The organism is Pseudomonas sp. GW823-FHT02C02 (genome assembly GCF_058797635.1).
Genome location: NZ_JBXAJV010000018.1, coordinates 92685 through 115932, shown reverse-complemented (window position 1 = coordinate 115932; position 23248 = coordinate 92685). Strand labels below are relative to the sequence as shown.

Sequence of the window (23248 nt, the reverse complement as noted above, 5' to 3'; positions counted from 1 at the left end):
CCATCATTCTTATTCGGCTGATTCCACTGCGGCGATCATCCGCACCACGTCCACTGTTTCGGCTACATCATGGACGCGCAATATACGCGCACCCTTGGCCGAAGCCAGCGCCGCGAGCGCCAGACCACCAAACAGGCGTTCTCCAACCGGGCGATTCAAGGCCTGACCTATCATGCTCTTTCGCGAAACCCCAACCAACAAGGGCCGCCCCAAGGCATGCAGGTCTTCCATATGTTTGAACAAGCTTAGATTGTGCTGCAAGGTTTTTGCGAACCCAAACCCCGGATCAAGAATAATCCGCTCAGCAGGGATTCCCACCAACGCACACTGGGCCACGCGCTCAGCGAGAAACTCGCCAACCTCCCTGGTCACGTCCCCGTAGCTCGGATTGTCCTGCATATCGCCCGGCTCACCGAGCATATGCATCAGACACACCGGCAATCCGGTGGCGGCTGCCGCATCCAGGGCACCGTCTCGGCGCAGCGAGCGCACATCATTGATCAAGCCCGCTCCGAGCCGTGCGGTTTCGCGCATGACCGCCGGAGTGGAGGTATCAACCGAAATAATCACATCCAGTTCGCGATTGATGAGTTCAACGATAGGCGCCACGCGCTCCAGCTCTTCAAGTGGCGAAACCGCCCTTGCACCGGGCCGGGTCGATTCGCCACCGACATCGATCAGCGTGGCGCCCGCCGCTACCATCGCCTCGGCGTGGCGCAGGGCCGCGTCGAGCTGGCTGTATCGGCCGCCATCAGAAAAGGAATCGGGAGTGACATTGAGAATACCCATGACATGCGTCTGGGCCAAATCAAGAACCCGGTTGCCGCAAGGCAACCGGGTCGAGGACTGAACAGAAGTCATTTCAAACCTTAGACGTCAGCAGCCGGACCGCCGATCGGTGTTTGCGGACGCTCATCCTGGACCACCGGAGGTGTCCCGGAAGTACCGGTGCCGCCACCCGACCAGTCGCGTGGTTCGCGAGGGGTACGTCCGGCCATGATGTCATCGATCTGATCGGCATCGATCGTCTCGTACTTCATCAAGGCATCCGCCATGGCGTCGAGCTTGTCACGGTTATCCGTGAGGATCTGCTTGGCCGTGCCGTAGCACTGGTCAATGATGCTGCGCACTTCGGAGTCAATCAGCTTGGCTGTCTCACCAGAGAAGCTCGCACCCTGACCACCGCCGCCGCGACCAAGGAATACTTCGCCCTCTTCTTCGGCATACATCAACGGACCGAGTTTTTCCGAAAGGCCCCACTTGGTCACCATGTTCCGCGCAATCTGGCTGGCACGCATGATGTCGTTGGACGCGCCGGTGGTAACACCGTCAAAGCCCAGGGTCATTTCTTCAGCGATACGGCCACCGTACAGCGAGCAGATCTGGCTGATCAGCGCACGCTTGGACAGGCTATAGCGATCTTCTTCCGGCAGGAACATCGTCACACCCAGCGCACGACCGCGCGGGATGATCGACACCTTGTAGACCGGATCGTGCTCTGGCACGACACGACCGACGATGGCGTGACCCGCTTCGTGATAAGCGGTGTTCTGCTTCTCTTTTTCCGACATGACCATGGATTTGCGCTCGGCGCCCATCATGATCTTGTCTTTCGCCAGTTCAAACTCTTTCATTTCGACGATGCGCTTGCCGGTACGGGCAGCGAACAACGAGGCCTCGTTCACCAGGTTAGCCAGGTCGGCACCAGAGAAACCAGGCGTACCACGTGCAATCACCGCAGGAGCGACGTCGTCACCCATTGGCACTTTGCGCATGTGAACCTTGAGAATCTGCTCACGACCACGAATATCCGGCAGACCGACCACAACCTGACGGTCGAAACGGCCCGGACGCAGCAACGCAGGGTCCAGTACGTCGGGACGGTTGGTTGCTGCAATGACGATGATGCCGTCATTCATTTCAAAGCCATCCATCTCAACCAGCAATTGGTTGAGTGTCTGCTCGCGTTCGTCATGACCGCCACCCATACCGGCGCCACGGTGACGACCGACAGCATCGATTTCATCGATAAAGATGATGCAGGGTGCGTGTTTCTTGGCCTGCTCGAACATATCGCGAACACGGCTGGCACCGACACCGACGAACATCTCGACGAAATCGGAACCGGAAATGGTGAAGAACGGCACTTTGGCTTCGCCGGCAATCGCCTTGGCCAGCAAGGTTTTACCGGTACCCGGAGGACCCACCATCAGCACGCCGCGTGGAATGCGGCCGCCCAGTCGCTGGAACTTGCCCGGATCACGCAGGAACTCGACCAGTTCACCGACCTCTTCCTTGGCTTCGTCGCAACCGGCAACGTCACCCAAGGTGGTTTTCACCTGATCTTCGGAGAGCAGGCGTGCCTTGCTCTTGCCGAAGCTCATCGGCCCGCCCTTGCCGCCCGCACCGCCCTGCATCTGCCGCATGAAAAACATGAACACGGCGATGATCACCAGGATCGGGAAGCTGGCGACCAGGAGTTGAGTCCAGATGCTTTGCTGCTCAGGCTGCTTGCCTTCGACCACGACGTGGTTATCCACGAGATCGCCGATCAGACCGTTGTCCTGAATGGCAGGACGAATGGTCTTGAAGCTATCGCCATCGGTGCGCTTACCGGTAATCACATAGCCGTCAACTGCTACGCGCTCGACCTTGCCATCCTTGACCTGCTGGATGAAGTCGGAATAGTTGAGGGTCTGCGGCTCGTTAGGGCTGGAGAAGTTGTTCATCACCGTCACCAGGACAGCCGCGATGATCAACCACAGGATCAGATTCTTTGCCATATCGTTCAATTAACTACCCTCTGAAGCAAGCTCCGCTAATGGCGCGCGCTTCGCATGATATTCACCGGCCTAACTTACTACATTACCTACGACTCTGGCAGGCGCCGTCTGTAACCCTTTGTGAAACACTTTCTACACAATATTCGCTAATGCTCACGGGGCGAAATACGAAAATCCTATCGACCCGCAAAAAAACCTCGATTTACTCGCTACGGCCACGGTAGCCCCAAGCCAGCATGTATTGCTCGCGGGAACTGCCACGGGAAGAATCCGGCTTGATCATCTGGACCTTGTCGAATTTCTGACGAGCGTCCTTCACGTAAGCATCAAACCCTTCGCCCTGAAACACCTTGATCACGAAATTACCACCCGGCTTGAGTATCCGAGCCGCCAGATCAAGAGCCAGCTCACATAGAAACATGGCTTTGGGCATATCCACCTCAGGCGTACCACTCATATTGGGGGCCATATCGGAAATCACAAGGTCCACCTGCGAATTACCCACGGCTTCGAGGATCTGAGCGAGCACTTCGTCCTGGGTGAAGTCACCCTGGATGAAAGTCACGTCCGGAATGCTGTCCATTTCCAGGATGTCCGAGGCGATCAGTCGCCCCTGACCACCGATCAGCCGACTGGTGACCTGCGACCAGCCGCCGGGCGCCGCTCCCAGGTCGACAACGCTCATACCCGGACGGATCAGTTTGTATTTCTCCTGGACCTCCAGAAGCTTGTAACTCGCACGCGAGCGATAACCATCCTTCTGCGCCTGCTTCACATAGGGATCATTGACATGTCTTTGCAGCCATTTAAGGCTTGTCTTGGAACGGGCCACGGGCCACCTCGAAAATAAAACGGGTCGTGATTAACTGGGCGGTCCCGGACTCGCTCGGGTAAACTGGCCGCCGCTTTTTACAAGATCAGACGCAGGGGTCAGATTATGCCGCTCACTCAAGAGCAGAAGAAACAGTACAAATCCATTGGCCATCATCTGAAACCAGTTTTGATTGTGGCTGACAACGGTTTGACTGAAGGTGTGTTAGCCGAACTTGAACGCGCTTTGGCGGATCACGAGCTGATTAAAATCAAGCTCAACATCCTCGATCGCGAGTCGCGCCTGGCGAACATTGCAGAACTGTGCAAGGTCGGCAAAGCGGACCTGGTTCAGGTCATCGGCAAGATGGCACTGATTTACCGCAAGAACTTCAGCGTCAACAAGCAGCTGTCGAACGTTCATCGCTTCAAGTGATGGCAAGGGTCAAGGGTGTGCTTCGCGCACCCTGCCACTCCATCCTGGCACCGGCTGCAACACCAGCACCCCCCCGGAAAAGCCCAGAACAAGGTAACTGAACACCTGCCAGCGCACGGCATCCGGCCAACCGACGCGCACCGCGAAGAACATCCCGCAGGCATACAGCGCCATCAGCAGCAGTTGCCCACGAATATCGCGCCATAGACTGACAAGGCCCTCGGCCTGAATCAGCACCAAAGCCTGAAAAATCACACACGCTGCGGCGAAACCCACCATCAGCGCATCAAGCATGCCTGCAATTTCGTCAATCAGCAGCGGCGCCAGGCCAATCTGGCCCAGCACCGGCAGCAGACCGATGTGTAACAGCCACAAGCCGCCCACCCACAACATCTGAGTGAGCTGCCAAAGCATGGAGCCCGCACGGAGCGGGCGCCTGCGTTTAGATGTGGCGTACTTCGACAATCTCGTACTCGATAACGCCGCCAGGCGTTTTCACGGCAACCACGTCACCCTCTTCCTTGGCAATCAAGGCGCGGGCCAGTGGTGAGCCCACCGAAATCTTGCCGAGTTTAAAGTCAGCCTCATCCTCACCCACAATGTGGTAAGTGACGCTTTCATCAGTCTCGACGTTGGCGATTTCAACGGTGGTACCGAAAATCACTTTGCCGGTGTGAGGAATGGTCGTGACGTCGATGATCACCTGGTTCTGAATCCGGCCCTCGATGTCACGAATCCGCGCCTCGACCATCCCTTGCTGCTCACGGGCAGCGTGGTATTCGGCGTTTTCCTTCAAGTCACCCAACTCGCGGGCCGTGCCGATGTCCTGGCTGAGCTTCGGACGGACGACCTTGGTCAGGTGAGCGTGTTCTTCTTCCAGGGCTTTCGCGCCCTGGACGGTCATAGGGTACTTGATCATGCCTTCAATCCTGCGTGTAGATCCTGCAAGCGGCGTACGGTCTTCTCGGGACCGAACTTGAGCGCCTCGCAGATGGCTTCGCCAGCAGCAATAGTCGTGGTGCAGTAGATCTTGTGCTGCAGGGCATTACGACGAATGGAGTACGAATCAGCAATCGACTGACGACCTTCGGTGGTGTTGATGATCAGGGTGACTTCGTCATTCTTGATCATGTCGACCACGTGCGGACGACCTTCGGTCACCTTATTCACACGGCGCACTTTCAGGCCTGCGGCTTCGATCAGCTTGGCAGTACCGGCAGTGGCGACCACTTCGAAGCCCAAGTTGATCAGATCACGGGCCACGCCTGCAACCAGTGGCTTATCGTCGTCACGCACGCTGATGAACGCGGTGCCGCCGGTCGGCAGCACTTCGCTGGCGCCCATCTGTGCCTTGGCGAACGCTTCGCCGAAGGTGTCACCCACGCCCATCACTTCACCGGTGGACTTCATCTCTGGGCCCAGGATCGGGTCCACACCAGGGAATTTGGCGAATGGGAACACCGCCTCTTTCACGCTGTAGAAGTTCGGAATGATTTCTTTGGTGAAGCCGATTTCTTTCAGGGTTTTACCGGCCATCACGCGTGCCGCGATCATGGCCAGGGAAACACCGATGCACTTGGACACGAACGGTACGGTACGGGAAGCGCGCGGGTTGACTTCAATGACGTAGATGTCTTCGCCTTGCAGCGCCAACTGTACGTTCATCAGGCCGACAACGCCCAGTTCCAAGGCCATTTTCTTGACCTGTTCGCGCATCTCGTCCTGGATGTGCGCAGGCAGCGAGTACGGCGGCAGGGAGCACGCCGAGTCACCGGAGTGAACGCCGGCCTGCTCGATGTGCTGCATGATCGCGCCGATCACCACGTCGGTGCCGTCGCAGACCGCATCCACGTCCATTTCGATGGCGCAGTTGAGGAAGTGGTCGAGCAGCACCGGGCTGTCGTTGGACACCTTCACCGCATCGCGCAGGTAGCGCTTGAGTTCTTCTTCTTCGTAGACGATTTCCATCGCACGACCGCCCAAAACATAGGACGGACGAACCACCAGCGGGTAACCGATCTTGGCGGCAGCACGAATCGCTTCGTCTTCGCTACGCACGGTGGCGTTTGGCGGCTGACGCAGGTTCAGGCGCTCAACCATTTGCTGGAAACGCTCACGGTCTTCGGCACGGTCGATGGCGTCAGGGCTGGTGCCGATGATTGGCACGCCAGCTTCTTCCAGGGCGCGAGCCAGTTTCAGCGGGGTTTGGCCGCCGTACTGGACGATCACGCCTTTTGGCTTCTCGACGCGGCAGATTTCCAGCACGTCTTCCAGGGTCACCGGCTCGAAGTACAGGCGATCGGAGGTGTCGTAATCGGTCGAAACGGTTTCCGGGTTGCAATTGACCATGATGGTCTCGTAACCGTCGGCGCGCAGGGCAAGTGCCGCGTGTACGCAGCAGTAGTCGAACTCGATGCCTTGGCCGATGCGGTTAGGACCGCCGCCCAGGATCATGATCTTGTCGCGGCCCGTCGGTGCGGCTTCGCACTCTTCCTCGTAAGTCGAGTACATGTAGGCGGTGTCGGTGGCGAACTCGGCCGCGCAGGTGTCAACGCGCTTGTAGACCGGGAAGATTTCCAGCTTGTGACGGTGGCGACGCAGCGCCTTCTCGGTCACGCCCAGCAGCTTGGCCAGACGCATGTCGGAGAAGCCTTTGCGCTTGAGCTTGAACATCAAGTCGCGGTCGATGCTAGCCAGACCCAGGGTCTTGACCTTCTCTTCGTCCTTGATCAGGTCTTCGATCTGCACCAGGAACCACGGGTCGATCATGTTCATGCCGAAGATGTCTTCGACCGACAGACCGGCGCGGAACGCGTCAGCCACGTACCAGATACGCTCGGCACCCGGCACGGTCAGTTCGCGCTTGAGGATGCTCATGCTTTCCGGATTGCTCAGGTCGAGCTTCTCGTCCAGGCCGCAAACGCCCACTTCCAGGCCGCGCAAAGCTTTCTGCAGGGATTCCTGGAAGGTCCGGCCGATCGCCATGACTTCACCGACCGACTTCATTTGAGTGGTCAGGCGCGCGTCGGCTTTCGGGAATTTCTCGAAGGCGAAGCGTGGCAACTTGGTCACGACGTAGTCAATGGACGGCTCGAAGGATGCAGGAGTAGCGCCGCCGGTGATTTCGTTCTGCAGTTCGTCCAGGGTGTAGCCGATCGCCAGCTTGGCAGCGATACGCGCAATCGGGAAACCAGTGGCTTTCGAGGCCAGTGCCGAAGAGCGGGATACACGCGGGTTCATCTCGATGACTACCATGCGGCCAGTGTCCGGGCAGATGCCGAACTGGACGTTAGAGCCGCCGGTTTCCACGCCGATCTCGCGCAGTACCGCCAGAGAGGCGTTACGCATGATCTGGTATTCCTTGTCCGTCAGGGTTTGTGCCGGAGCAACGGTGATCGAGTCACCGGTGTGCACGCCCATCGGGTCAAAGTTTTCGATGGAGCAGACGATGATGCAGTTGTCCTTCTTATCGCGGACAACCTCCATCTCATACTCTTTCCAGCCGATCAGGGATTCATCGATCAGCAGTTCCTTGGTCGGCGACAGGTCGAGACCGCGGGCGCAGATTTCTTCGAACTCTTCGCGGTTGTAAGCGATACCGCCACCGGTGCCTCCCATGGTGAAGGACGGACGGATGATGCACGGGAAGCCAAGCTTCTCGAGCACTGCGTTGGCCTCTTCCATGCTGTGGGCGATACCCGAACGCGGGCAGTCCAGGCCGATGGATTTCATCGCCTTGTCGAAGCGCGAACGGTCTTCGGCCTTGTCGATGGTGTCAGCGTTGGCACCGATCATCTCTACGCCGAACTTCTCCAGAACGCCTTCGCGCTCCAGGTCCAGGGCGCAGTTCAGAGCAGTCTGGCCACCCATGGTCGGCAGCAGCGCGTCCGGACGCTCTTTCTCGATGATCTTGGCAACGGTCTGCCACTTGATCGGCTCGATGTAGGTGGCGTCAGCCATATCCGGGTCGGTCATGATGGTCGCTGGGTTGGAGTTCACCAGGATGACGCGGTAACCCTCCTCGCGCAGGGCTTTGCAGGCCTGGGCGCCGGAGTAGTCGAATTCGCAGGCCTGGCCGATCACGATCGGGCCAGCGCCGAGAATCAGGATGCTTTTAATGTCTGTACGTTTTGGCATGGGTTTGTCACTCAAATCCGCAGGTCAGTCGGCAAGCCGTCTTGTTCAATCTGTGAAGCCTTGAGGGGGCCGCCGATGTTCGGGACCGCCCCTCAAGCTTTGCAACATCAAGGCGAGCGATTAGCGTCGCTTGGCCATTTCGTTGATGAAGCGATCGAACAATGGCGCTACGTCGTTCGGGCCAGGGCTGGCTTCAGGGTGACCCTGGAAGCTGAAGGCGCTTTTGTCGGTACGCTCGATGCCTTGAAGGGTGCCGTCGAACAGCGATTTGTGAATCGCGCGGACGTTGGCCGGCAGGGTCGCTTCGTCTACCGCAAAACCGTGGTTCTGGCTGGTGATCATCACTACACCGGTATCCAGATCCTGGACCGGGTGGTTGGCACCGTGGTGGCCGTGGCCCATTTTCAGGGTCTTGGCACCGGAGGCCAGGGCCAGCAACTGGTGACCGAGGCAGATGCCGAAGACCGGAATCTCGGTTTCGAGCACGTCCTTGATCGCCTGGATCGCGTAGTCGCAAGGCTCCGGGTCACCAGGGCCGTTGGACAGGAACACGCCGTCCGGCTTCATCGCCAGAACGTCAGCGGCTGGAGTCTGGGCCGGCACCACGGTCACGCGGCAACCGCGCTCGACCAGCATGCGCAGGATGTTCAGCTTGACGCCGTAGTCGTAGGCAACCACGTGGTAGGGCAGCTCGGAGGCTTCGATGGTCGCGTGGCTATCGGTTTTCAGATCCCAGACAGTCGAGCGCCACTCGTATTGCTCTTTGGTGCTGACGACTTTCGCCAGGTCCATGCCTTTGAGGCCAGGGAAACCCTGGGCGGCGGCGATGGCGGCTTCTTCGGAGATGTTGTCACCTGCCATGATGCAGCCGTTCTGCGCGCCTTTTTCACGCAAAATGCGTGTCAGGCGGCGAGTGTCGATACCGGCGATTGCGACTACGTTGTTGGCTTTCAGGTAGTCGGACAGGGACATCGTGTTACGCCAGTTGCTCGCAACCAGTGGCAGGTCACGGATGACCAGGCCAGCGGACCATACGCGGTCGGACTCGGCGTCTTCCGGCGTTGTGCCGGTGTTGCCGATGTGCGGGTAAGTCAGGGTAACGATCTGTTGGGCGTAGGAAGGATCGGTAAGGATTTCCTGATAGCCGGTCATGGCGGTGTTGAATACCACCTCACCAACGGTTTGACCGTCGGCTCCAATTGCTTCGCCGCGAAAAATGCTGCCATCAGCAAGGGCGAGTATGGCTGGCTTAGTCAAGAAGACCTCCCGTAAATAAAGCCTGAAAGGGCGATCGCAGGTGTAAAAAAGCGGAGTGACGTATGGACACGTCACCCCGCTCATTCACTGAATTATTCTGCGCGCTTTTAGTGAACACACTAAAGCTGTAGCTTACAGAAAAAGGCATTTTCGGTCTACCGCCAATGAGCCTTAAAGGCCGGAGAATGCGACAGGACGTCGCTTGGCGGAGTAAAACCGGGCTCAAACGCCGTGTTTGAACCCGATTTCAGGCACTTCTTAACGCAGGTCGAGCACGTCTTGCATGTCATAAAGACCCGGCTCGCGCCCATCCAGCCACAAGGCAGCACGTACTGCACCCTTGGCAAAGGTCATGCGACTGGACGCTTTATGCGTGATCTCGACACGCTCACCATCAGCGGCGAACAGCACGGTGTGATCACCGACGATGTCACCGGCGCGCACCGTGGCGAAGCCGATGGTTTCGCGAGCGCGGGCGCCGGTCTGGCCTTCACGACCGTAAACCGCCACCTTCTTCAGATCACGCCCCAGCGCATCGGCAATCACTTCACCCATGCGCACGGCAGTACCGGACGGCGCATCGACTTTATGCCGATGATGGGCTTCAGTGATTTCGATATCGACATCATCACCCAGCACCCGGGCAGCGGTGTCGAGCAGCTTCAGGCAAAGATTAACGCCGACGCTGAAGTTGGCCGCGAAGACAATCGGAATGTCCTTGCCCGCTTCCGCCAGCAACTGCTTCTCCTCAACGCTGAAACCGGTGGTACCGATGATCATCGCCTTGTGATGCTTGCGGCAGAACGCGAGGTTCTTCAGCGTCACCGTCGGGTGCGTGAAGTCGATCAGCACGTCGAACTCGTCGACCACGCGATCCAGATCACCCGACAGCGGCACTCCGATACGACCCAGCGCAGCTAGTTCGCCGGCATCTGCGCCGACCAGCGAGCTGTCCGGACGATCAATGGCCGCCGTCAGACCCGCGCCCTGCTGTTGCTGCACGGCCTCGATCAGGGTTTTGCCCATGCGCCCGGCGGCGCCCATCACTGCAATACGTCGCATGCCCGTCTCCTTACAAATCGCCGAAGAAGCGCTTCACGCCTTCGAACCAACCGGTGGTTTTCGGCGAATGGCTGTTGTCGTCCGCCAGCGAGCTGCGGAACTCTTCCAGCAATTCGCGCTGACGACGACCCAGATTGACCGGGGTTTCGACCGCCACACGGCACATCAAGTCACCGGCTCCACCGCCACGCACAGGCGCAACGCCTTTGCCGCGAACACGGAACTGCTTGCCGGTCTGGGTCCCTTCAGGGATTTTCAGTTTGACTCGACCATCAAGGGTCGGAATCTCCAGCTCGCCGCCCAGTGCAGCATCAACAAAACTGATCGGCACTTCGCAGAACAGGTGCTTGCCGTCGCGCTGGAAGATCGCGTGCTCGCGCACATTGATCACCACGTACAGATCGCCCGTCGGTCCACCCTGCGCACCCGCCTCGCCTTCGCCGGACAGACGAATGCGATCACCGGTATCCACACCGGCCGGTACTTTCACCGAGAGGGTTTTGTACTCTTCGACACGGCCTTCGCCGTTACAGGAGTTGCACGGGTCGGAAATGATCTTGCCCTGGCCATGGCAACGCGGGCAGGTCTGCTGCACCGAGAAGAAGCCCTGCTGCATGCGCACCTGGCCAATACCGCCGCATGTCGGGCAGGTCACTGGCGAGGAGCCTTTCTTGGCACCCGAACCATCGCAGGGCTTGCAGTTGACCAGTGTCGGAACGCGGATATTCACGGTCGTGCCGCGCACCGCTTCTTCCAGGTTCAGCTCCAGGGTGTAACGCAAGTCGCTGCCGCGCTGAGCGCCGCCACGGGCACCGCCGCGACCACCACCGAAGAAGTCACTGAAGACATCACCAAAGATGTCGGAGAAGTTCTGACCGCCAAATCCGGCACCGCCGCCACCCATGCTCGGGTCGACGCCGGCATGACCGTACTGGTCGTAGGCCGCGCGTTTGCTGGAATCGGACAGGACTTCGTAGGCCTCGTTGGCCTCCTTGAACATCTCTTCCGACGCTTTGTCATCGGGATTACGGTCCGGGTGATGCTTCATCGCCAGGCGACGGTAGGCCTTTTTCAGGTCTGCTTCGCTTGACCCACGCTCAACACCCAATATTTCGTAATAGTCACGCTTTGCCATAAGTCTTTGCACTCTTAAGGACGTCCGGCAAACCCCTCCTGAGCCTCGCCAAACTCGTTGAGCCCCAATACAGGCCCGGACCCAACTCACGTCAATTCAACGATCCTGGTCTTTGATTCAATGCAGTACTTTCAGCTCGAGAAGCAGGAGCATTCCCGGCCATACCGCCAGCATTCGAGCGTTGTCGCATGCTGTAAAAATTCGCTAACTCCAGACACGCCAACGCGGGAGCAAGCTCCCGCGCGGCGACATCCTACCAGTCACCGCCAGAAGGCAGTCAACCGGGCGACCAACAACTTACTTGTGGTCTTTGACTTCTTCGAACTCGGCATCAACAACGTCGTCGGCTTTTTCGGCTTTTTCGTCGTTAGGTGCCGCGCCTTCGGCAGGCTGGGCCTGTTCGGCGTACATCTTCTGCGCCACTGGTGCGGAGACTTTGGACAACTCTTCAACCTTGGCTTCGATTGCAGCCTTGTCGTCGCCTTTGACAGCGGCTTCCAGAGCAACAACAGCGGCTTCGATTGCAGTCTTCTCTTCAGCCGTCACTTTATCGCCGGCGTCAGCGACCATTTTGCGAGTCGAGTGAACCAGTGCATCGCCCTGGTTGCGGGCTGCGGCCAGCGCTTCGAACTTGCTGTCTTCTTCGGCGTTGGCTTCAGCATCGCGAATCATCTGCTGAATCTCTTCCTCGGACAGACCGGAGTTGGCCTTGATCACGATCGACTGAGTCTTGCCGGTGGCCTTGTCTTTGGCGCCTACGTGCAGGATGCCGTTGGCGTCGATGTCGAAGGTCACTTCAATTTGTGGCACGCCACGTGGTGCTGGTGGAATCTCGGCCAGGTCGAACTTGCCCAGGGACTTGTTCTGTGCCGCTTGCTTACGCTCACCTTGCAGCACGTGAATGGTCACGGCGCCCTGGTTGTCGTCGGCAGTCGAGAACACTTGCGATTTCTTGGTAGGAATCGTGGTGTTTTTCTCGATCAGCGCGGTCATCACGCCACCCATGGTTTCGATACCCAGGGTCAGCGGGCTGACGTCGAGCAGCAGAACGTCTTTCACGTCACCGGCCAGTACGGCACCCTGGATAGCAGCACCCATGGCAACGGCTTCGTCCGGGTTCACGTCTTTACGTGCTTCTTTACCGAAGAACTCGGTCACCAACTTCTGAACCAGTGGCATACGGGTCTGACCGCCCACCAGGATCACGTCGTTGATGGCGCCAACGTCGATACCGGAGTCTTTCAGCGCGATGCGGCAAGGTTCGATGGTGCGCTGAACCAGGTCTTCTACCAGCGCTTCGAGCTTGGCGCGGGAGATTTTCACGTTCAAGTGCTTAGGACCGGTGGCGTCTGCAGTGATGTACGGCAGGTTCACATCAGTCGACATGCTCGAGGACAGTTCGATCTTGGCTTTTTCAGCGGCTTCTTTCAGGCGCTGCATGGCCAGCGGGTCACCTTTGAGGTTCATGCCGCTTTCTTTCTTGAATTCGTCGACGAGGTAGTCGATCAGACGAATGTCAAAGTCTTCACCGCCCAGGAAAGTGTCACCGTTGGTGGCCAATACTTCGAACTGGTGCTCGCCATCGACTTCAGCGATTTCGATCACGGAAACGTCGAAGGTACCGCCGCCCAAGTCGTAAACGATCACGGTGTGATCGCCCTTCGCCTTGTCCATACCGTAGGCCAGAGCGGCCGCGGTTGGTTCGTTGATGATACGTTTTACGTCCAGGCCAGCAATACGGCCGGCGTCTTTGGTGGCTTGACGCTGGCTGTCGTTGAAGTAAGCCGGAACGGTGATGACCGCTTCGGTCACTGGCTCGCCGAGGTAGTCTTCGGCGGTCTTCTTCATTTTCTTCAGAATTTCAGCCGAGATCTGTGGCGGCGACATTTTCTGGCCGTTCACTTCTACCCATGCGTCGCCGTTGTCAGCCTTGGCGATTTTGTACGGGACCATCTTGATGTCTTTCTGTACGACTTCTTCGTCGAACTTACGACCGATCAGACGCTTCACCGCGTACAGGGTGTTATGCGGATTGGTCACAGCTTGACGCTTGGCGGACTGGCCAACCAGGATTTCGCCGTCGTTGGCGTAAGCGATGATCGACGGCGTGGTACGCGCGCCTTCAGCGTTTTCGATAACTTTGGCTACGCCGTTTTCAAGCACGGAGACGCAGGAGTTGGTAGTCCCCAGGTCGATACCGATAATTTTGCCCATGTTTATTCTCCCGAAACTTTTGGATTTGGTTGCCGCAGCAGTGGTGGCTAACTGCGGTAGCACTTAAACGCTTGACTTCTAAATGGGGGCCTTGTGGCTAATTTCAAGCCTGCTCATCAATAGAAGGCGAAACTGGCGCAGGGGCCTTGCTCACCACAACCATGGCCGGGCGCAGCAGACGACCGTTGAGCTGATACCCTTTCTGGAACACCTTGAGCACGCTGTTCGGCTCAACGTCGGCGCTTTCCTGCATGGCCATTGCCTGGTGCTGAACGGCATTGAACGGCTCGCCATGCGGATCGATCACTTCCAACTGATAACGCTTCAGGGTGTCCTGGAACATTTTCAGGGTCAGCTCGATGCCTTCGCGCATTGGGCGGATGCTTTCGTCATCCGGGTTGGACAACTCCAGGCCACGCTCCAGGCTGTCGATGATCGGCAACAAATCGCCAGCAAATTTTTCCAGGGCGAATTTGTGCGCTTTTTCTACGTCCTGCTCGGCTCGACGGCGGACGTTCTGCAGATCAGCCGCTACACGCAAAGCTTGATCATGAGCGCCAGCCAATTGCTCCTCGAGCACTTGTACGCGAGCCGCCAGTTCATCACCCGAATCCGGGGCAGCCTGATCGGCGTCTAGATTTTGCGTATCCACTGTCTGTTCGTCAGCCATAGAATTCTCCTTTCAATAACGTCCGCGAGCTCAACTCGCGCTTCTGTCCCGGTATATGGGGCCGCAAAAATCAGCTTCAAGGGGCGGGTTGCGATTAACCCTACAAAAAACGCTGCATTGTGATTACGCGACGACTAGGCATTTCGTCAGACCGAGGCGATCGAGCACTTCAGGGGCATTGTCAGCCGCAAATAAAACACTGTATAAATAACCAGACCTAAAGCCTGGGAGCGGCCTTTATGCTGGTGCACCTGTCCGTACATAACTACGCCATCGTTGAACATCTCGATCTCGAGCTCGATCGCGGGATGAGCGTGATAACCGGGGAAACCGGTGCCGGCAAGTCGATCATGCTCGACGCCCTCGGCCTGACCCTGGGCGACCGTGCCGACAGCGGCGTAGTCCGTCCCGGCGCCGACAAGGCCGACATCCTTGCAACCTTCGACCTGGTCGACATCCCGGAAGCCAGCGCCTGGCTGGCAGAGCGCGACCTGGAAAGCGACGGCCCGTGCATCTTGCGACGGGTCATCACCGCCGAAGGACGCTCTCGTGGCTATATCAACGGCACGCCCTGCCCGCTCGGCGACCTCAAAGCCCTCGGCGAACTGCTGATCGATATCCACAGCCAGCACGAACACCAATCCCTGCTCAAGACCGACACTCACCGCCGCTTGCTCGACGAATACGCCGGCGCCACTGATCTTGCCCGCCAGGTGCATCTGGCCGCCCAACGCTGGCGCCAGACTCGCCAGGAGCTGGAGCGCCTCTCCAATTCCGGCGACGAGCAGCGCGCTCGCCATCAATTGCTCAGCTATCAGCTCGAAGAGCTGGAAAACCTCGGCCTCGGCGAAAACGAGCTGGAACAACTGGAACAGGAGCACAAGAACCTCACCAACGCAGAAACCCTGCTGGGTATCTGTCGGCAAGTGGTCGAGCAATGCAGCGAAAGTGATTCCGGGAATGTCCTGAACGCGCTGACCGCCAGCCTCAATCGTCTATCGAGCGTCAATAACTCGATCGGCGCACTGGGTGAAGCCAGCAGCCTGCTGACCAGCGCACAGATACAGGTCGAAGAAGCCGTGGGCGAGCTCAACCGCTTTCTCGACAACTTCGACGCCGACCCGGCACGCCTTCAATACCTGGAAGAACGCCTGGATGCGATCTACACCATGGCGCGCAAGCACCGCATCCAGCCGACCGAAGTCGCAGAGATGCAGCAGCGCTTGCTGGATGAAATCGAAACCCTGAACGCCAACGATGAATCCATCGAGCGACTGAGCGATGAGCTGGCTTCTTATGCCCGTCATTATCAGGAGAAGGCTCGAGAACTAAGCGACCTGCGCCATCAAGCCTCGAACAGCCTGGCCAGCGCCGTGGAACAGGAAATCCAGCGACTGGGCATGCCCGGCGGGCGCTTCACTATCGAATTACGCCCTAACAGCAGCGACGAACTGCTGCCTAATGGACTGGAGCAGGTCGAGCTGCTGGTCAGCGCCAACCCCGGTCAGCCATTAAAAGCCTTGGCCAAAGTGGCCTCGGGTGGCGAACTGTCACGAATCAGCCTGGCTATTCAGGTGATCACCGCGCAGACCTCACGAGTGCCGACACTTGTATTCGATGAGGTGGACGTGGGCATCGGAGGCCCCACCGCCGAGATCGTTGGCCAACTGCTACGTCGCCTCGGTGAACGCGGACAGGTGCTGACAGTGACCCACTTGCCGCAAGTGGCCGCCCAGGGCCATCAACATCTATTCGTGCACAAGGTGCGCGGCGAAGAGGCGACCCACACGGCTGTTTCCAAACTGAGCAAGAATGATCGCGTCGAAGAAGTAGCGCGGATGCTGGGTGGCATCGATCTGACCAAGGAATCCCTGGCTCACGCGAAAAAAATGGTCGTCACCGCAAAAATTTAAGGACGGCAGAAAGCACGAAGGCGACCCTTGGGTCGCCTTCGCTCGTTTCGCGAATGTAAAATTCGCGCGACATGCTTACTTTTTCTTGCGCACGTACAGCACCAGATTGTGATCAACCATCTCGAAGCCGTACTTATCGACGATGGCTTTCTGCAGACGCTCGATTTCTTCGTCGAAGAATTCGATCACTTCGCTGGTTTCGACGTTGACCATATGGTCGTGATGCTTGCCGTCATCCAGCTCGAAGACCGCATGGCCTCCGTCGAAGTTGTGCCGCACCACAAGGCCAGCTGCCTCGAACTGAGTCAGTACACGGTAAACCGTGGCCAGACCGACGTCCTCACCAGCCTCCATCAGCGCCTTGTAAACATCCTCGGCACTCATGTGGCGTTGCTCGGCGGAATCGAGCATTTGCAGAATTTTGACCCGTGGAAGGGTCACTTTGAGGCCGGCTTTGCGTAGTTCGCTATTTTCAACCATGGTCAGCTTTCTCGCGATGCTGCTTCGCAGCTTCTCTTAATGCGGGTATGATCGGCGTTTACGTTGTCCCAGCCAAGATAGTGGAAGTCGCCCACCGATGCAAAACACCAAGCTCTTGCTAACCAGTTTCACCTTTGTGGGACTGCTCGCACTCGCCGGTTGTTCATTCCCCGGGGTTTACAAAATCGACATCCAGCAGGGCAATGTCGTCACGCAGGACATGATAAACCAGTTACGCCCGGGAATGACCCGTAAGCAAGTACGGTTTATCATGGGCAACCCTCTGCTGACCGACACGTTCCATGCCGATCGCTGGGATTATCTGTACAGCCTGCAACCGGGTGGCGGTGAACGCCAACAGGAACGCATTAGCGTTATCTTCAACCCAAATGACCAACTTGTCAGCCTCTCTGGTGATTTCATGCCAGGCGTGAGCCGCGACGAAGCCATTCTCGGCAAGGACAGTGGCACAACAGTCACTGCACCAGCAGAAAACGCCGAGAAGCCGAAACCGGAAAAACCGGTCAAGCCAGGCTCGTTGCTGGACCAGATCCAGAAGGACGTAGACGGTGTAGAAACCGTTCCGGTCCCGACGCCAGAACCGCTGGAAACCTCGCCGCAATAATTTGCGACGCAATAAAAAACCCGGCATGTCCGGGTTTTTTATTGTCTGGCGCTCGGGCGGCTTACTGATTCCGGGCCTTGGCCTCAGCAGCCTTGGCGGCACGCAGCCGACGAACCTCTTTCGGATCTGCCAGCAATGGCCGGTAAATCTCGATGCGATCACCCGCCTGCACAGGACGAGTGTCCGCATCAGTAATTACTTTACCGAAGATCCCCACCGGGCAATGGGTCAGATCCAGCTCCGCGAAGGTCTCGCCAACGCCTGACGCCAGCAAAGCCGCGCGCACCGTCGTTCCTGCTGGCACCGACACTGCGAGAAGCACCTGACGATCAACTGCGGCGTAGACCACCTCGACGTCAACCTTCGACTCAACCATGCATTTGTTTGGCGCGCTGGCAAAACGCGTCCACCAACGTGTTTGCGGCCTGATTGAACAGCGGCCCCAAGGTTGCGCGAACAATCGGCCCGGCGTAATCGAAGGACAGGTCCAGACTGATCTTGCAGGCCTTTTCGCCCAACGGCTTGAACACCCAAATGCCGTGCAACTGGGTGAAAGGTCCTTCCTCGAGGTTCATCTCGATTGAATGGCCGGGCACTAAAGTGTTTCTGGTAACAAAATGCTGACTCAACCCACCCTTGGCCACGCCCACGCTGGCACGCATGTGCTCGAGAGTGCTTTCCAGCACTTCAGCGGTGGAACACCACGGCAGAAATTCCGGGTAACGCGCCACGTCGTTGACCAGGTCATACAGCGCTTGCGCCGGGTAAGGCAGCAGAGCCGAACGTTGAATGTGTGTCGTCATGTCAGCGTCACTTCCACAGCTGTGCGGCAAACACTACGAGAATGCCGATGGGCGCCACATAGCGCATCAAGAACAAGGACAGGGCGAACAGCGCAGGGTTGCGGACCGACAACTCGTCGCGCACCGCCTCACGCCCCATCACCCAGCCCGCAAACACCACGAAACACAAACCACCGAGTGGCAACATGATCCGCGACGTGAAGAAATCGATCACGCCAAAGAAGTCCAGGCCACCTGCCGCACCCCATTGATAGAGATGGAACATCCCGCCTTCGTTCACGAAAAATTTGGCTTCCTTCCAGATATTGAAGGAAAACACCGTGCCCAACCCCACGAACCAGCAGATAAACGCCAGCCAGAAAGTCACCCAGGCGCGGCTGACTTTCGTGCGCTCGACCAGGTAAGCCACCATCGGCTCGAGCAGGGAAATCGCCGAGCTCCAGGCAGCCACCGCGACCAGTACGAAGAACACTACGCCCATCAACTGGCCGAACGCTACGTTACCGAAGGCGAACGGCAGGCTGACAAACATCAGGCCCGGGCCTTCGCTCGGGTTCAAGCCCGCAGCGAACACAATCGGAAACAATGCCAGACCAGCCACCAGGGAAACGAAGGTGTCGAGCAGCGCCACGCCGACCACAGTGCCGGAGATCGACGAATGCTTGGGCATGTAAGCGCCGTAAATCATGATCGAACCAACGCCCACACTCAGGGAGAAGAACGCGTGCCCCATGGCCGGCAACAAGCCGTCGAGGACTTTTTCCGGGTGGAAGTCGAACATGAAATGCACGCCTTCCATGAAATGGCCGGTGGTCATGCTGTAGCCCAGCAGCACCAGAATCATCACGAAGAGCAGCGGCATCATGATCCGCAAGCTGCGTTCAAGCCCGGCGACCACGCCTTTGGCGATGACGACGGCAGACAGCAGCATGAAAATCGTGTGCCAAAGTGTCAGGCGCCACGGATCGGCGATCACATTGCCAAAGTACGCGCCGACCTGATCGGGCGTTGCTCCCTGGAAGTCGCCACGGCCCATGTCGATGATGTAATCCAGCGACCAGCCGCCGACCACACTATAGAAAGACAGGATCAGCAACGCCGTGATCATCCCGGCGAATGCGCCCCAGGACCACTTGCCCGAATGCCCCGCCTCCACCGCCAGCACCTTCAAGGCGTTGGCCGGACTCTGCCGCGCGCGGCGGCCGATCAGGGTTTCGGCCAGCATGACCGGCACACCGATCAGCGCGATACAGGCCAGGAACATCAGCACGAAGGCGCCGCCGCCGTAGACGCCGACCATGTACGGGAATTTCCAGATACTACCCAGGCCCACGGCCGAACCGGTCGCGGCGAGTATGAAGACCCAGCGGCTAGCCCAACTGCCGTGGACAGAAACCTTGTCTGTCGACATCGTTATCACGCCCAAGCGTTCAAAAAAGAGGCCGCATTGTCCGGGATTCAATCAACCTGCTCAAGCACGTAGCGATACCGTAGCCGACTCGCGTGCAACTCCCTATAATGCCGCCCCTATGGCTAAACAGAAGAAACACCCAACAGGGACCATCGCGCAAAACAAAAAGGCGCGACACGATTACTTCATCGAGCATAAGTTCGAGGCTGGTCTGGTCCTGGCCGGCTGGGAAGTAAAAAGTCTGCGGGCAAGCAAGCTGCAACTGGTTGACAGTTACGTGCTGCTCAAGGATGGCGAAGCCTGGCTGCTCGGCAGCCACATTACGCCGCTGATGACCGCCAGCACCCACGTCATCGCCGATCCGACCCGCACCCGCAAATTGTTGCTCAACCGCCGCGAGCTTGAAAAACTGGCCGCCGCCGTGCAGCAAAAAGGCTATGCCTGCGTGTGCCTGTCCTGGTACTGGAGCAAGCACATGGTCAAGTGCGAGATCGCTCTGGGCAAGGGCAAGAAGGAATACGACAAGCGTGATACCGAACGCGAACGCGACGCCGGTCGCGAGTTGCAGCGTGCGGTGCGCAACAAGGGCAAGGAAGATTAATCTTTCGGTCTGATGATCGTTCCCACGCGGAGCGTGGGAATGATCATGGCTACATCCCCTTGCGCCGCTCCGCCCGGGCCATGCGCTGCACTTCCTGACGCACTTCTTCCAGCACTTCCTGCACATACAAAATATGTCGGCTGGAGACTTCCCGCGCCTGTTCCGCCCGCCCTTCGATAATCGCCAGGTACAGCTCCCGATGTTGCGTGATCAGCATGTCGCGGGTTTCCGTGCGCTGCTTGTACATGCCGCCAATGTTGGTCACCACGTTGCGCTTGAGCAGATCGAACAGCCCGCGAATGGTGTGCAGCAACACAGCGTTGTGACTGGCTTCGGCAATCGCCAAATGAAATTTCGCATCCGCCGCGCCCTCTTCAGCCCGGCTCACCTCATCGTGACGCGTGTAACAGTCCTGCAATTCATTGAATGCCGCCGTCAGCCGCTCGCGATCGACATCCGTGGCGCGCAGTGCCGCGTAATAGGCGCAGGACGCTTCCAGCGTATGACGAAACTCCAGCAGATCGCGCTGGGCTTCCGGGTTGCTTTCCAGCAGATGCAACAGCGGATCGCTGAAGGTCGAACCCAGCGACTCCACCACATAATTGCCGCCGCCCTGGCGACTGACCAACAAGCCTTTGGCCGCCAGTTTCTGAATCGCCTCGCGCAACGAGGGGCGTGACACGCCGAACTGCTCGGCCAACGCGCGTTCGGCCGGCAAACGCTCGCCAGACTTCAACGTGCCTTCGAGGATCATCCCCTCGAGTTGCTCGACAATATCGTCAGACAAACGGCGCTGACGAATCTGATCAAACCCCATAACTCAATTCTCCACGGTCCCGACGGCTCGCCGGGCCCTCTATTCTGGCCTATCGGCGCTGTGCCAGCACCTACCAGACGGCATTTGTTAAAGCGGATCACGCCCACTATTCAGCACTTATTCGACAAAAGTTTTAGGGCGACAAATTGACACACCGCATACAAGGCTTTTACCCTAGCCAACAGCGATTGTAAATTGGTATTACCAATTATCCAAGAACGCTGACCAGTGCCTGACCAACAACAATTAGGGGCCACCCCATATGCAAACCTGGCAACAGCTCTATACCCCGCTCGGCAGCCTTGGCGTTTCCGCGCTCGCGGCCGTTATTCCCATCGTGTTTTTCTTCCTGGCGTTGGCGGTGTTCCGCCTCAAAGGCCATGTGGCCGGCAGCATCACCCTGGCGTTGTCCATCGCCGTTGCGATCTTTGCCTTCCAGATGCCGGTCGATATGGCCTTCGCCGCCGCAGGCTATGGCTTTGCCTATGGTCTGTGGCCGATTGCCTGGATCATTGTCGCGGCCGTGTTCCTCTACAAACTGACGGTCAAGAGTGGTCAGTTCGAAGTGATCCGCAGCTCGGTATTGTCGATCACCGACGACCAGCGTTTGCAGGTGCTGCTGATCGGTTTCTGCTTCGGCGCGTTCCTGGAAGGTGCCGCTGGTTTCGGTGCACCGGTAGCGATTACCGCCGCGCTGCTTGTAGGGCTGGGCTTCAACCCACTGTACGCCGCTGGCCTGTGCCTGATCGCCAACACCGCGCCAGTGGCCTTCGGTGCCCTGGGGATTCCGATCATCGTGGCCGGGCAAGTGACCGGCATTGACGCGTTCAAGATCGGCGCCATGACCGGCCGCCAACTGCCGTTGCTGTCGCTGTTCGTGCCGTTCTGGCTGGTGTTCATGATGGACGGCCTGCGCGGCGTTCGGGAAACCTGGCCTGCTGCGCTGGTGGCCGGCTTGAGCTTTGCCATCACCCAATACTTCACGTCGAACTTCATCGGCCCTGAGTTGCCGGACATCACCTCGGCCCTGGCCAGCCTGATTTCCCTGACGCTGTTCCTGAAAGTCTGGCAGCCAAAACGCGCCGCCGGCCAACACATCGCCGGTGCCGTCTCGGCCTCCGTGGTGACCGCCAGCGCCGGCGGTTTCGGCCAGCCGCGCACCAGCGTAGCGTCGCCTTACAGCCTGTTTGAAATCGTCAAAGCCTGGTCGCCGTTCCTGATCCTCACCGTGCTGGTCACCATCTGGACCCTGAAACCGTTCAAGGCCATGTTCGCCGCCGGCGGTTCGATGTACAGCTGGGTGTTCAACTTCGCCATCCCGCACCTGGATCAGATGGTGATCAAGGTCGCACCGATCGTGACTGCGCCGACCGCCATTACAGCGGTGTTCAAACTCGATCCGATTTCCGCGACCGGCACGGCGATTTTCTTCTCCGCGCTGATCTCGATGCTGGTGCTGAAGATCAACATCAAAACTGGTCTTACCACTTTGAAAGAGACCTTCTACGAGCTGCGCTGGCCGATTCTGTCGATCGGCATGGTGTTGGCGTTCGCCTTCGTCACCAACTACTCGGGCATGTCTTCGACCATGGCACTGGTATTGGCAGGCACTGGCGCGGCATTCCCGTTCTTCTCGCCATTCCTCGGCTGGCTGGGCGTGTTCCTGACCGGGTCCGACACTTCGTCCAACGCGCTGTTCAGTTCGTTGCAAGCAACCACCGCGCACCAGATCGGCGTGAGCGATGTGCTGTTGGTGGCGGCAAACACCAGCGGCGGCGTGACCGGCAAGATGATCTCGCCACAATCGATCGCCGTGGCCTGCGCCGCCACCGGTCTGGTGGGCAAGGAATCGGACCTGTTCCGCTTCACCCTCAAGCACAGCCTGTTCTTTGCAACCATCGTCGGCCTGATCACCTACGTCCAGGCCTACTGGCTCACTGGCATGTTGGTGCACTAGGGACTACAAGCCACATCGAAAAAACCGACGCCGGACCACGATTCCGGCGTCAGCTATTCACAACCCGGTCTGTAAGGCTGCTGAAAGTTTCCCTCTCTATATTCAGCAGCCTCAGCAGACGGATAACCGGGTCCACC

The 23248-nt window shown here is 58.4% G+C and carries 21 protein-coding genes; 5 read left to right on the top strand and 16 right to left on the bottom strand.

What is annotated here, in order from left to right; all coding sequences use genetic code 11:
* Positions 1-9 precede the first annotated feature (9 nt).
* The 3 genes from folP to rlmE all read right to left on the bottom strand — a co-directional run bounded on the left by folP (position 10) and on the right by rlmE (position 3615).
* Positions 10-861: a dihydropteroate synthase gene (gene folP / locus AC1ROI_RS27025; protein WP_102593597.1), complete on the bottom strand. Its 852-nt coding sequence runs from the start codon at positions 859-861 to the stop codon at positions 10-12.
* Positions 862-869: 8 nt separating this feature from the next.
* Positions 870-2783 (bottom strand): ATP-dependent zinc metalloprotease FtsH, encoded by a 1914-nt coding sequence (ftsH, locus tag AC1ROI_RS27020; protein ID WP_010463496.1) that lies wholly within the window; start codon positions 2781-2783, stop codon positions 870-872.
* A 202-nt stretch (positions 2784-2985) separates the two neighbouring features.
* Complete coding sequence (gene rlmE, locus AC1ROI_RS27015) at positions 2986-3615, bottom strand: 23S rRNA (uridine(2552)-2'-O)-methyltransferase RlmE (protein WP_008005470.1); 630 nt, start codon at positions 3613-3615, stop codon at positions 2986-2988.
* A gap of 105 nt (positions 3616-3720) precedes the next feature.
* Here rlmE and AC1ROI_RS27010 point away from each other — a divergent pair, with 105 nt between their 5' ends.
* Positions 3721-4029 (top strand): YhbY family RNA-binding protein, encoded by a 309-nt coding sequence (locus AC1ROI_RS27010; protein ID WP_008057408.1) that lies wholly within the window; start codon positions 3721-3723, stop codon positions 4027-4029.
* A gap of 9 nt (positions 4030-4038) precedes the next feature.
* Here AC1ROI_RS27010 and AC1ROI_RS27005 read toward each other — a convergent pair whose 3' ends face one another.
* The 8 genes from AC1ROI_RS27005 to grpE all read right to left on the bottom strand — a co-directional run bounded on the left by AC1ROI_RS27005 (position 4039) and on the right by grpE (position 14504).
* Entirely contained in the window at positions 4039-4443 is a 405-nt protein-coding gene (locus tag AC1ROI_RS27005; protein WP_102593596.1) for an MFS transporter, read from the bottom strand.
* A gap of 28 nt (positions 4444-4471) precedes the next feature.
* Positions 4472-4948, bottom strand: coding sequence for a transcription elongation factor GreA (gene greA, locus AC1ROI_RS27000; protein ID WP_010463507.1), 477 nt, complete (start codon positions 4946-4948; stop codon positions 4472-4474).
* Positions 4945-8166: a carbamoyl-phosphate synthase large subunit gene (carB, locus tag AC1ROI_RS26995; RefSeq protein ID WP_010463509.1), complete on the bottom strand. Its 3222-nt coding sequence runs from the start codon at positions 8164-8166 to the stop codon at positions 4945-4947. The genes greA and carB overlap by 4 nt, the downstream gene beginning before the upstream one ends.
* Before the next feature lie 120 nt (positions 8167-8286).
* Positions 8287-9423: a glutamine-hydrolyzing carbamoyl-phosphate synthase small subunit gene (gene carA / locus AC1ROI_RS26990; RefSeq protein ID WP_010463512.1), complete on the bottom strand. Its 1137-nt coding sequence runs from the start codon at positions 9421-9423 to the stop codon at positions 8287-8289.
* Between the two features lie 258 nt (positions 9424-9681).
* Complete coding sequence (gene dapB / locus AC1ROI_RS26985) at positions 9682-10485, bottom strand: 4-hydroxy-tetrahydrodipicolinate reductase (protein ID WP_010463514.1); 804 nt, start codon at positions 10483-10485, stop codon at positions 9682-9684.
* Between the two features lie 10 nt (positions 10486-10495).
* On the bottom strand, positions 10496-11620 hold the full coding sequence (gene dnaJ, locus AC1ROI_RS26980) for a molecular chaperone DnaJ (protein ID WP_010463516.1): 1125 nt from the start codon (positions 11618-11620) through the stop codon (positions 10496-10498).
* A gap of 297 nt (positions 11621-11917) precedes the next feature.
* Positions 11918-13834 carry a molecular chaperone DnaK gene (gene dnaK / locus AC1ROI_RS26975; protein ID WP_077747385.1) on the bottom strand — a complete coding sequence of 639 codons (1917 nt, stop codon included), beginning with the start codon at positions 13832-13834 and terminating at the stop codon, positions 11918-11920.
* Positions 13835-13937: 103 nt separating this feature from the next.
* Positions 13938-14504, bottom strand: a complete 567-nt coding sequence (gene grpE, locus AC1ROI_RS26970; RefSeq protein ID WP_077747384.1) for a nucleotide exchange factor GrpE — start codon at positions 14502-14504, stop codon at positions 13938-13940.
* 239 nt (positions 14505-14743) lie between these two features.
* Between grpE and recN the strand changes: the two genes are divergently transcribed.
* Positions 14744-16417, top strand: a complete 1674-nt coding sequence (gene recN, locus AC1ROI_RS26965) for a DNA repair protein RecN (RefSeq protein ID WP_010463523.1) — start codon at positions 14744-14746, stop codon at positions 16415-16417.
* Between the two features lie 75 nt (positions 16418-16492).
* Here recN and fur read toward each other — a convergent pair whose 3' ends face one another.
* Entirely contained in the window at positions 16493-16897 is a 405-nt protein-coding gene (gene fur / locus AC1ROI_RS26960) for a ferric iron uptake transcriptional regulator (protein ID WP_003197684.1), read from the bottom strand.
* A 97-nt stretch (positions 16898-16994) separates the two neighbouring features.
* On the opposite strand from fur, the gene AC1ROI_RS26955 reads away from it, so the two are divergent.
* Entirely contained in the window at positions 16995-17522 is a 528-nt protein-coding gene (locus AC1ROI_RS26955; RefSeq protein WP_010463534.1) for an outer membrane protein assembly factor BamE, read from the top strand.
* 61 nt (positions 17523-17583) lie between these two features.
* On the opposite strand, the gene AC1ROI_RS26950 is transcribed toward AC1ROI_RS26955, so the two are convergent.
* From AC1ROI_RS26950 to AC1ROI_RS26940, 3 genes are read right to left on the bottom strand one after another with little or no spacing between them, the layout of a single operon-like run.
* Positions 17584-17898, bottom strand: a complete 315-nt coding sequence (locus tag AC1ROI_RS26950) for an RnfH family protein (protein WP_102593595.1) — start codon at positions 17896-17898, stop codon at positions 17584-17586.
* The gene (locus AC1ROI_RS26945) at positions 17891-18325 is read right to left on the bottom strand and encodes a type II toxin-antitoxin system RatA family toxin (protein WP_102593594.1); all 435 of its coding nucleotides are present in this window, start codon (positions 18323-18325) and stop codon (positions 17891-17893) included. Before AC1ROI_RS26945 ends, AC1ROI_RS26950 begins: the two co-directional genes overlap by 8 nt.
* Positions 18326-18332: 7 nt before the next feature.
* Positions 18333-19736: a sodium-dependent transporter gene (locus AC1ROI_RS26940; protein ID WP_010463541.1), complete on the bottom strand. Its 1404-nt coding sequence runs from the start codon at positions 19734-19736 to the stop codon at positions 18333-18335.
* 118 nt (positions 19737-19854) lie between these two features.
* Between AC1ROI_RS26940 and smpB the strand changes: the two genes are divergently transcribed.
* Positions 19855-20337 carry an SsrA-binding protein SmpB gene (smpB, locus tag AC1ROI_RS26935; protein WP_007900551.1) on the top strand — a complete coding sequence of 161 codons (483 nt, stop codon included), beginning with the start codon at positions 19855-19857 and terminating at the stop codon, positions 20335-20337.
* Positions 20338-20386: 49 nt separating this feature from the next.
* Here smpB and AC1ROI_RS26930 read toward each other — a convergent pair whose 3' ends face one another.
* Positions 20387-21154, bottom strand: a complete 768-nt coding sequence (locus tag AC1ROI_RS26930; RefSeq protein WP_010463546.1) for a GntR family transcriptional regulator — start codon at positions 21152-21154, stop codon at positions 20387-20389.
* A gap of 262 nt (positions 21155-21416) precedes the next feature.
* Between AC1ROI_RS26930 and AC1ROI_RS26925 the strand changes: the two genes are divergently transcribed.
* Positions 21417-23111 (top strand): lactate permease LctP family transporter, encoded by a 1695-nt coding sequence (locus tag AC1ROI_RS26925; RefSeq protein WP_102593593.1) that lies wholly within the window; start codon positions 21417-21419, stop codon positions 23109-23111.
* Positions 23112-23248 lie beyond the last annotated feature (137 nt).

Excerpts from the sequence above, each read along its gene's own strand:
- AC1ROI_RS26955 (WP_010463534.1), top strand. The coding sequence starts at position 16,995 with ATGCAAAACACCAAGCTCTTGCTAACCAGTTTCACCTTTGTGGGACTG.
- smpB (WP_007900551.1), top strand. The coding sequence starts at position 19,855 with ATGGCTAAACAGAAGAAACACCCAACAGGGACCATCGCGCAAAACAAA.
- AC1ROI_RS26930 (WP_010463546.1), bottom strand. The coding sequence starts at position 21,154 with ATGGGGTTTGATCAGATTCGTCAGCGCCGTTTGTCTGACGATATTGTC.
- AC1ROI_RS26925 (WP_102593593.1), top strand. The coding sequence starts at position 21,417 with ATGCAAACCTGGCAACAGCTCTATACCCCGCTCGGCAGCCTTGGCGTT.
- carB (WP_010463509.1), bottom strand. The coding sequence starts at position 8,166 with ATGCCAAAACGTACAGACATTAAAAGCATCCTGATTCTCGGCGCTGGC.
- dapB (WP_010463514.1), bottom strand. The coding sequence starts at position 10,485 with ATGCGACGTATTGCAGTGATGGGCGCCGCCGGGCGCATGGGCAAAACC.
- AC1ROI_RS27005 (WP_102593596.1), bottom strand. The coding sequence starts at position 4,443 with ATGCTTTGGCAGCTCACTCAGATGTTGTGGGTGGGCGGCTTGTGGCTG.
- greA (WP_010463507.1), bottom strand. The coding sequence starts at position 4,948 with ATGATCAAGTACCCTATGACCGTCCAGGGCGCGAAAGCCCTGGAAGAA.
- grpE (WP_077747384.1), bottom strand. The coding sequence starts at position 14,504 with ATGGCTGACGAACAGACAGTGGATACGCAAAATCTAGACGCCGATCAG.
- folP (WP_102593597.1), bottom strand. The coding sequence starts at position 861 with ATGACTTCTGTTCAGTCCTCGACCCGGTTGCCTTGCGGCAACCGGGTT.
- dnaJ (WP_010463516.1), bottom strand. The coding sequence starts at position 11,620 with ATGGCAAAGCGTGACTATTACGAAATATTGGGTGTTGAGCGTGGGTCA.
- ftsH (WP_010463496.1), bottom strand. The coding sequence starts at position 2,783 with ATGGCAAAGAATCTGATCCTGTGGTTGATCATCGCGGCTGTCCTGGTG.
- AC1ROI_RS26950 (WP_102593595.1), bottom strand. The coding sequence starts at position 17,898 with ATGGTTGAGTCGAAGGTTGACGTCGAGGTGGTCTACGCCGCAGTTGAT.
- AC1ROI_RS26945 (WP_102593594.1), bottom strand. The coding sequence starts at position 18,325 with ATGACGACACACATTCAACGTTCGGCTCTGCTGCCTTACCCGGCGCAA.
- fur (WP_003197684.1), bottom strand. The coding sequence starts at position 16,897 with ATGGTTGAAAATAGCGAACTACGCAAAGCCGGCCTCAAAGTGACCCTT.
- AC1ROI_RS27010 (WP_008057408.1), top strand. The coding sequence starts at position 3,721 with ATGCCGCTCACTCAAGAGCAGAAGAAACAGTACAAATCCATTGGCCAT.
- AC1ROI_RS26940 (WP_010463541.1), bottom strand. The coding sequence starts at position 19,736 with ATGTCGACAGACAAGGTTTCTGTCCACGGCAGTTGGGCTAGCCGCTGG.
- recN (WP_010463523.1), top strand. The coding sequence starts at position 14,744 with ATGCTGGTGCACCTGTCCGTACATAACTACGCCATCGTTGAACATCTC.
- dnaK (WP_077747385.1), bottom strand. The coding sequence starts at position 13,834 with ATGGGCAAAATTATCGGTATCGACCTGGGGACTACCAACTCCTGCGTC.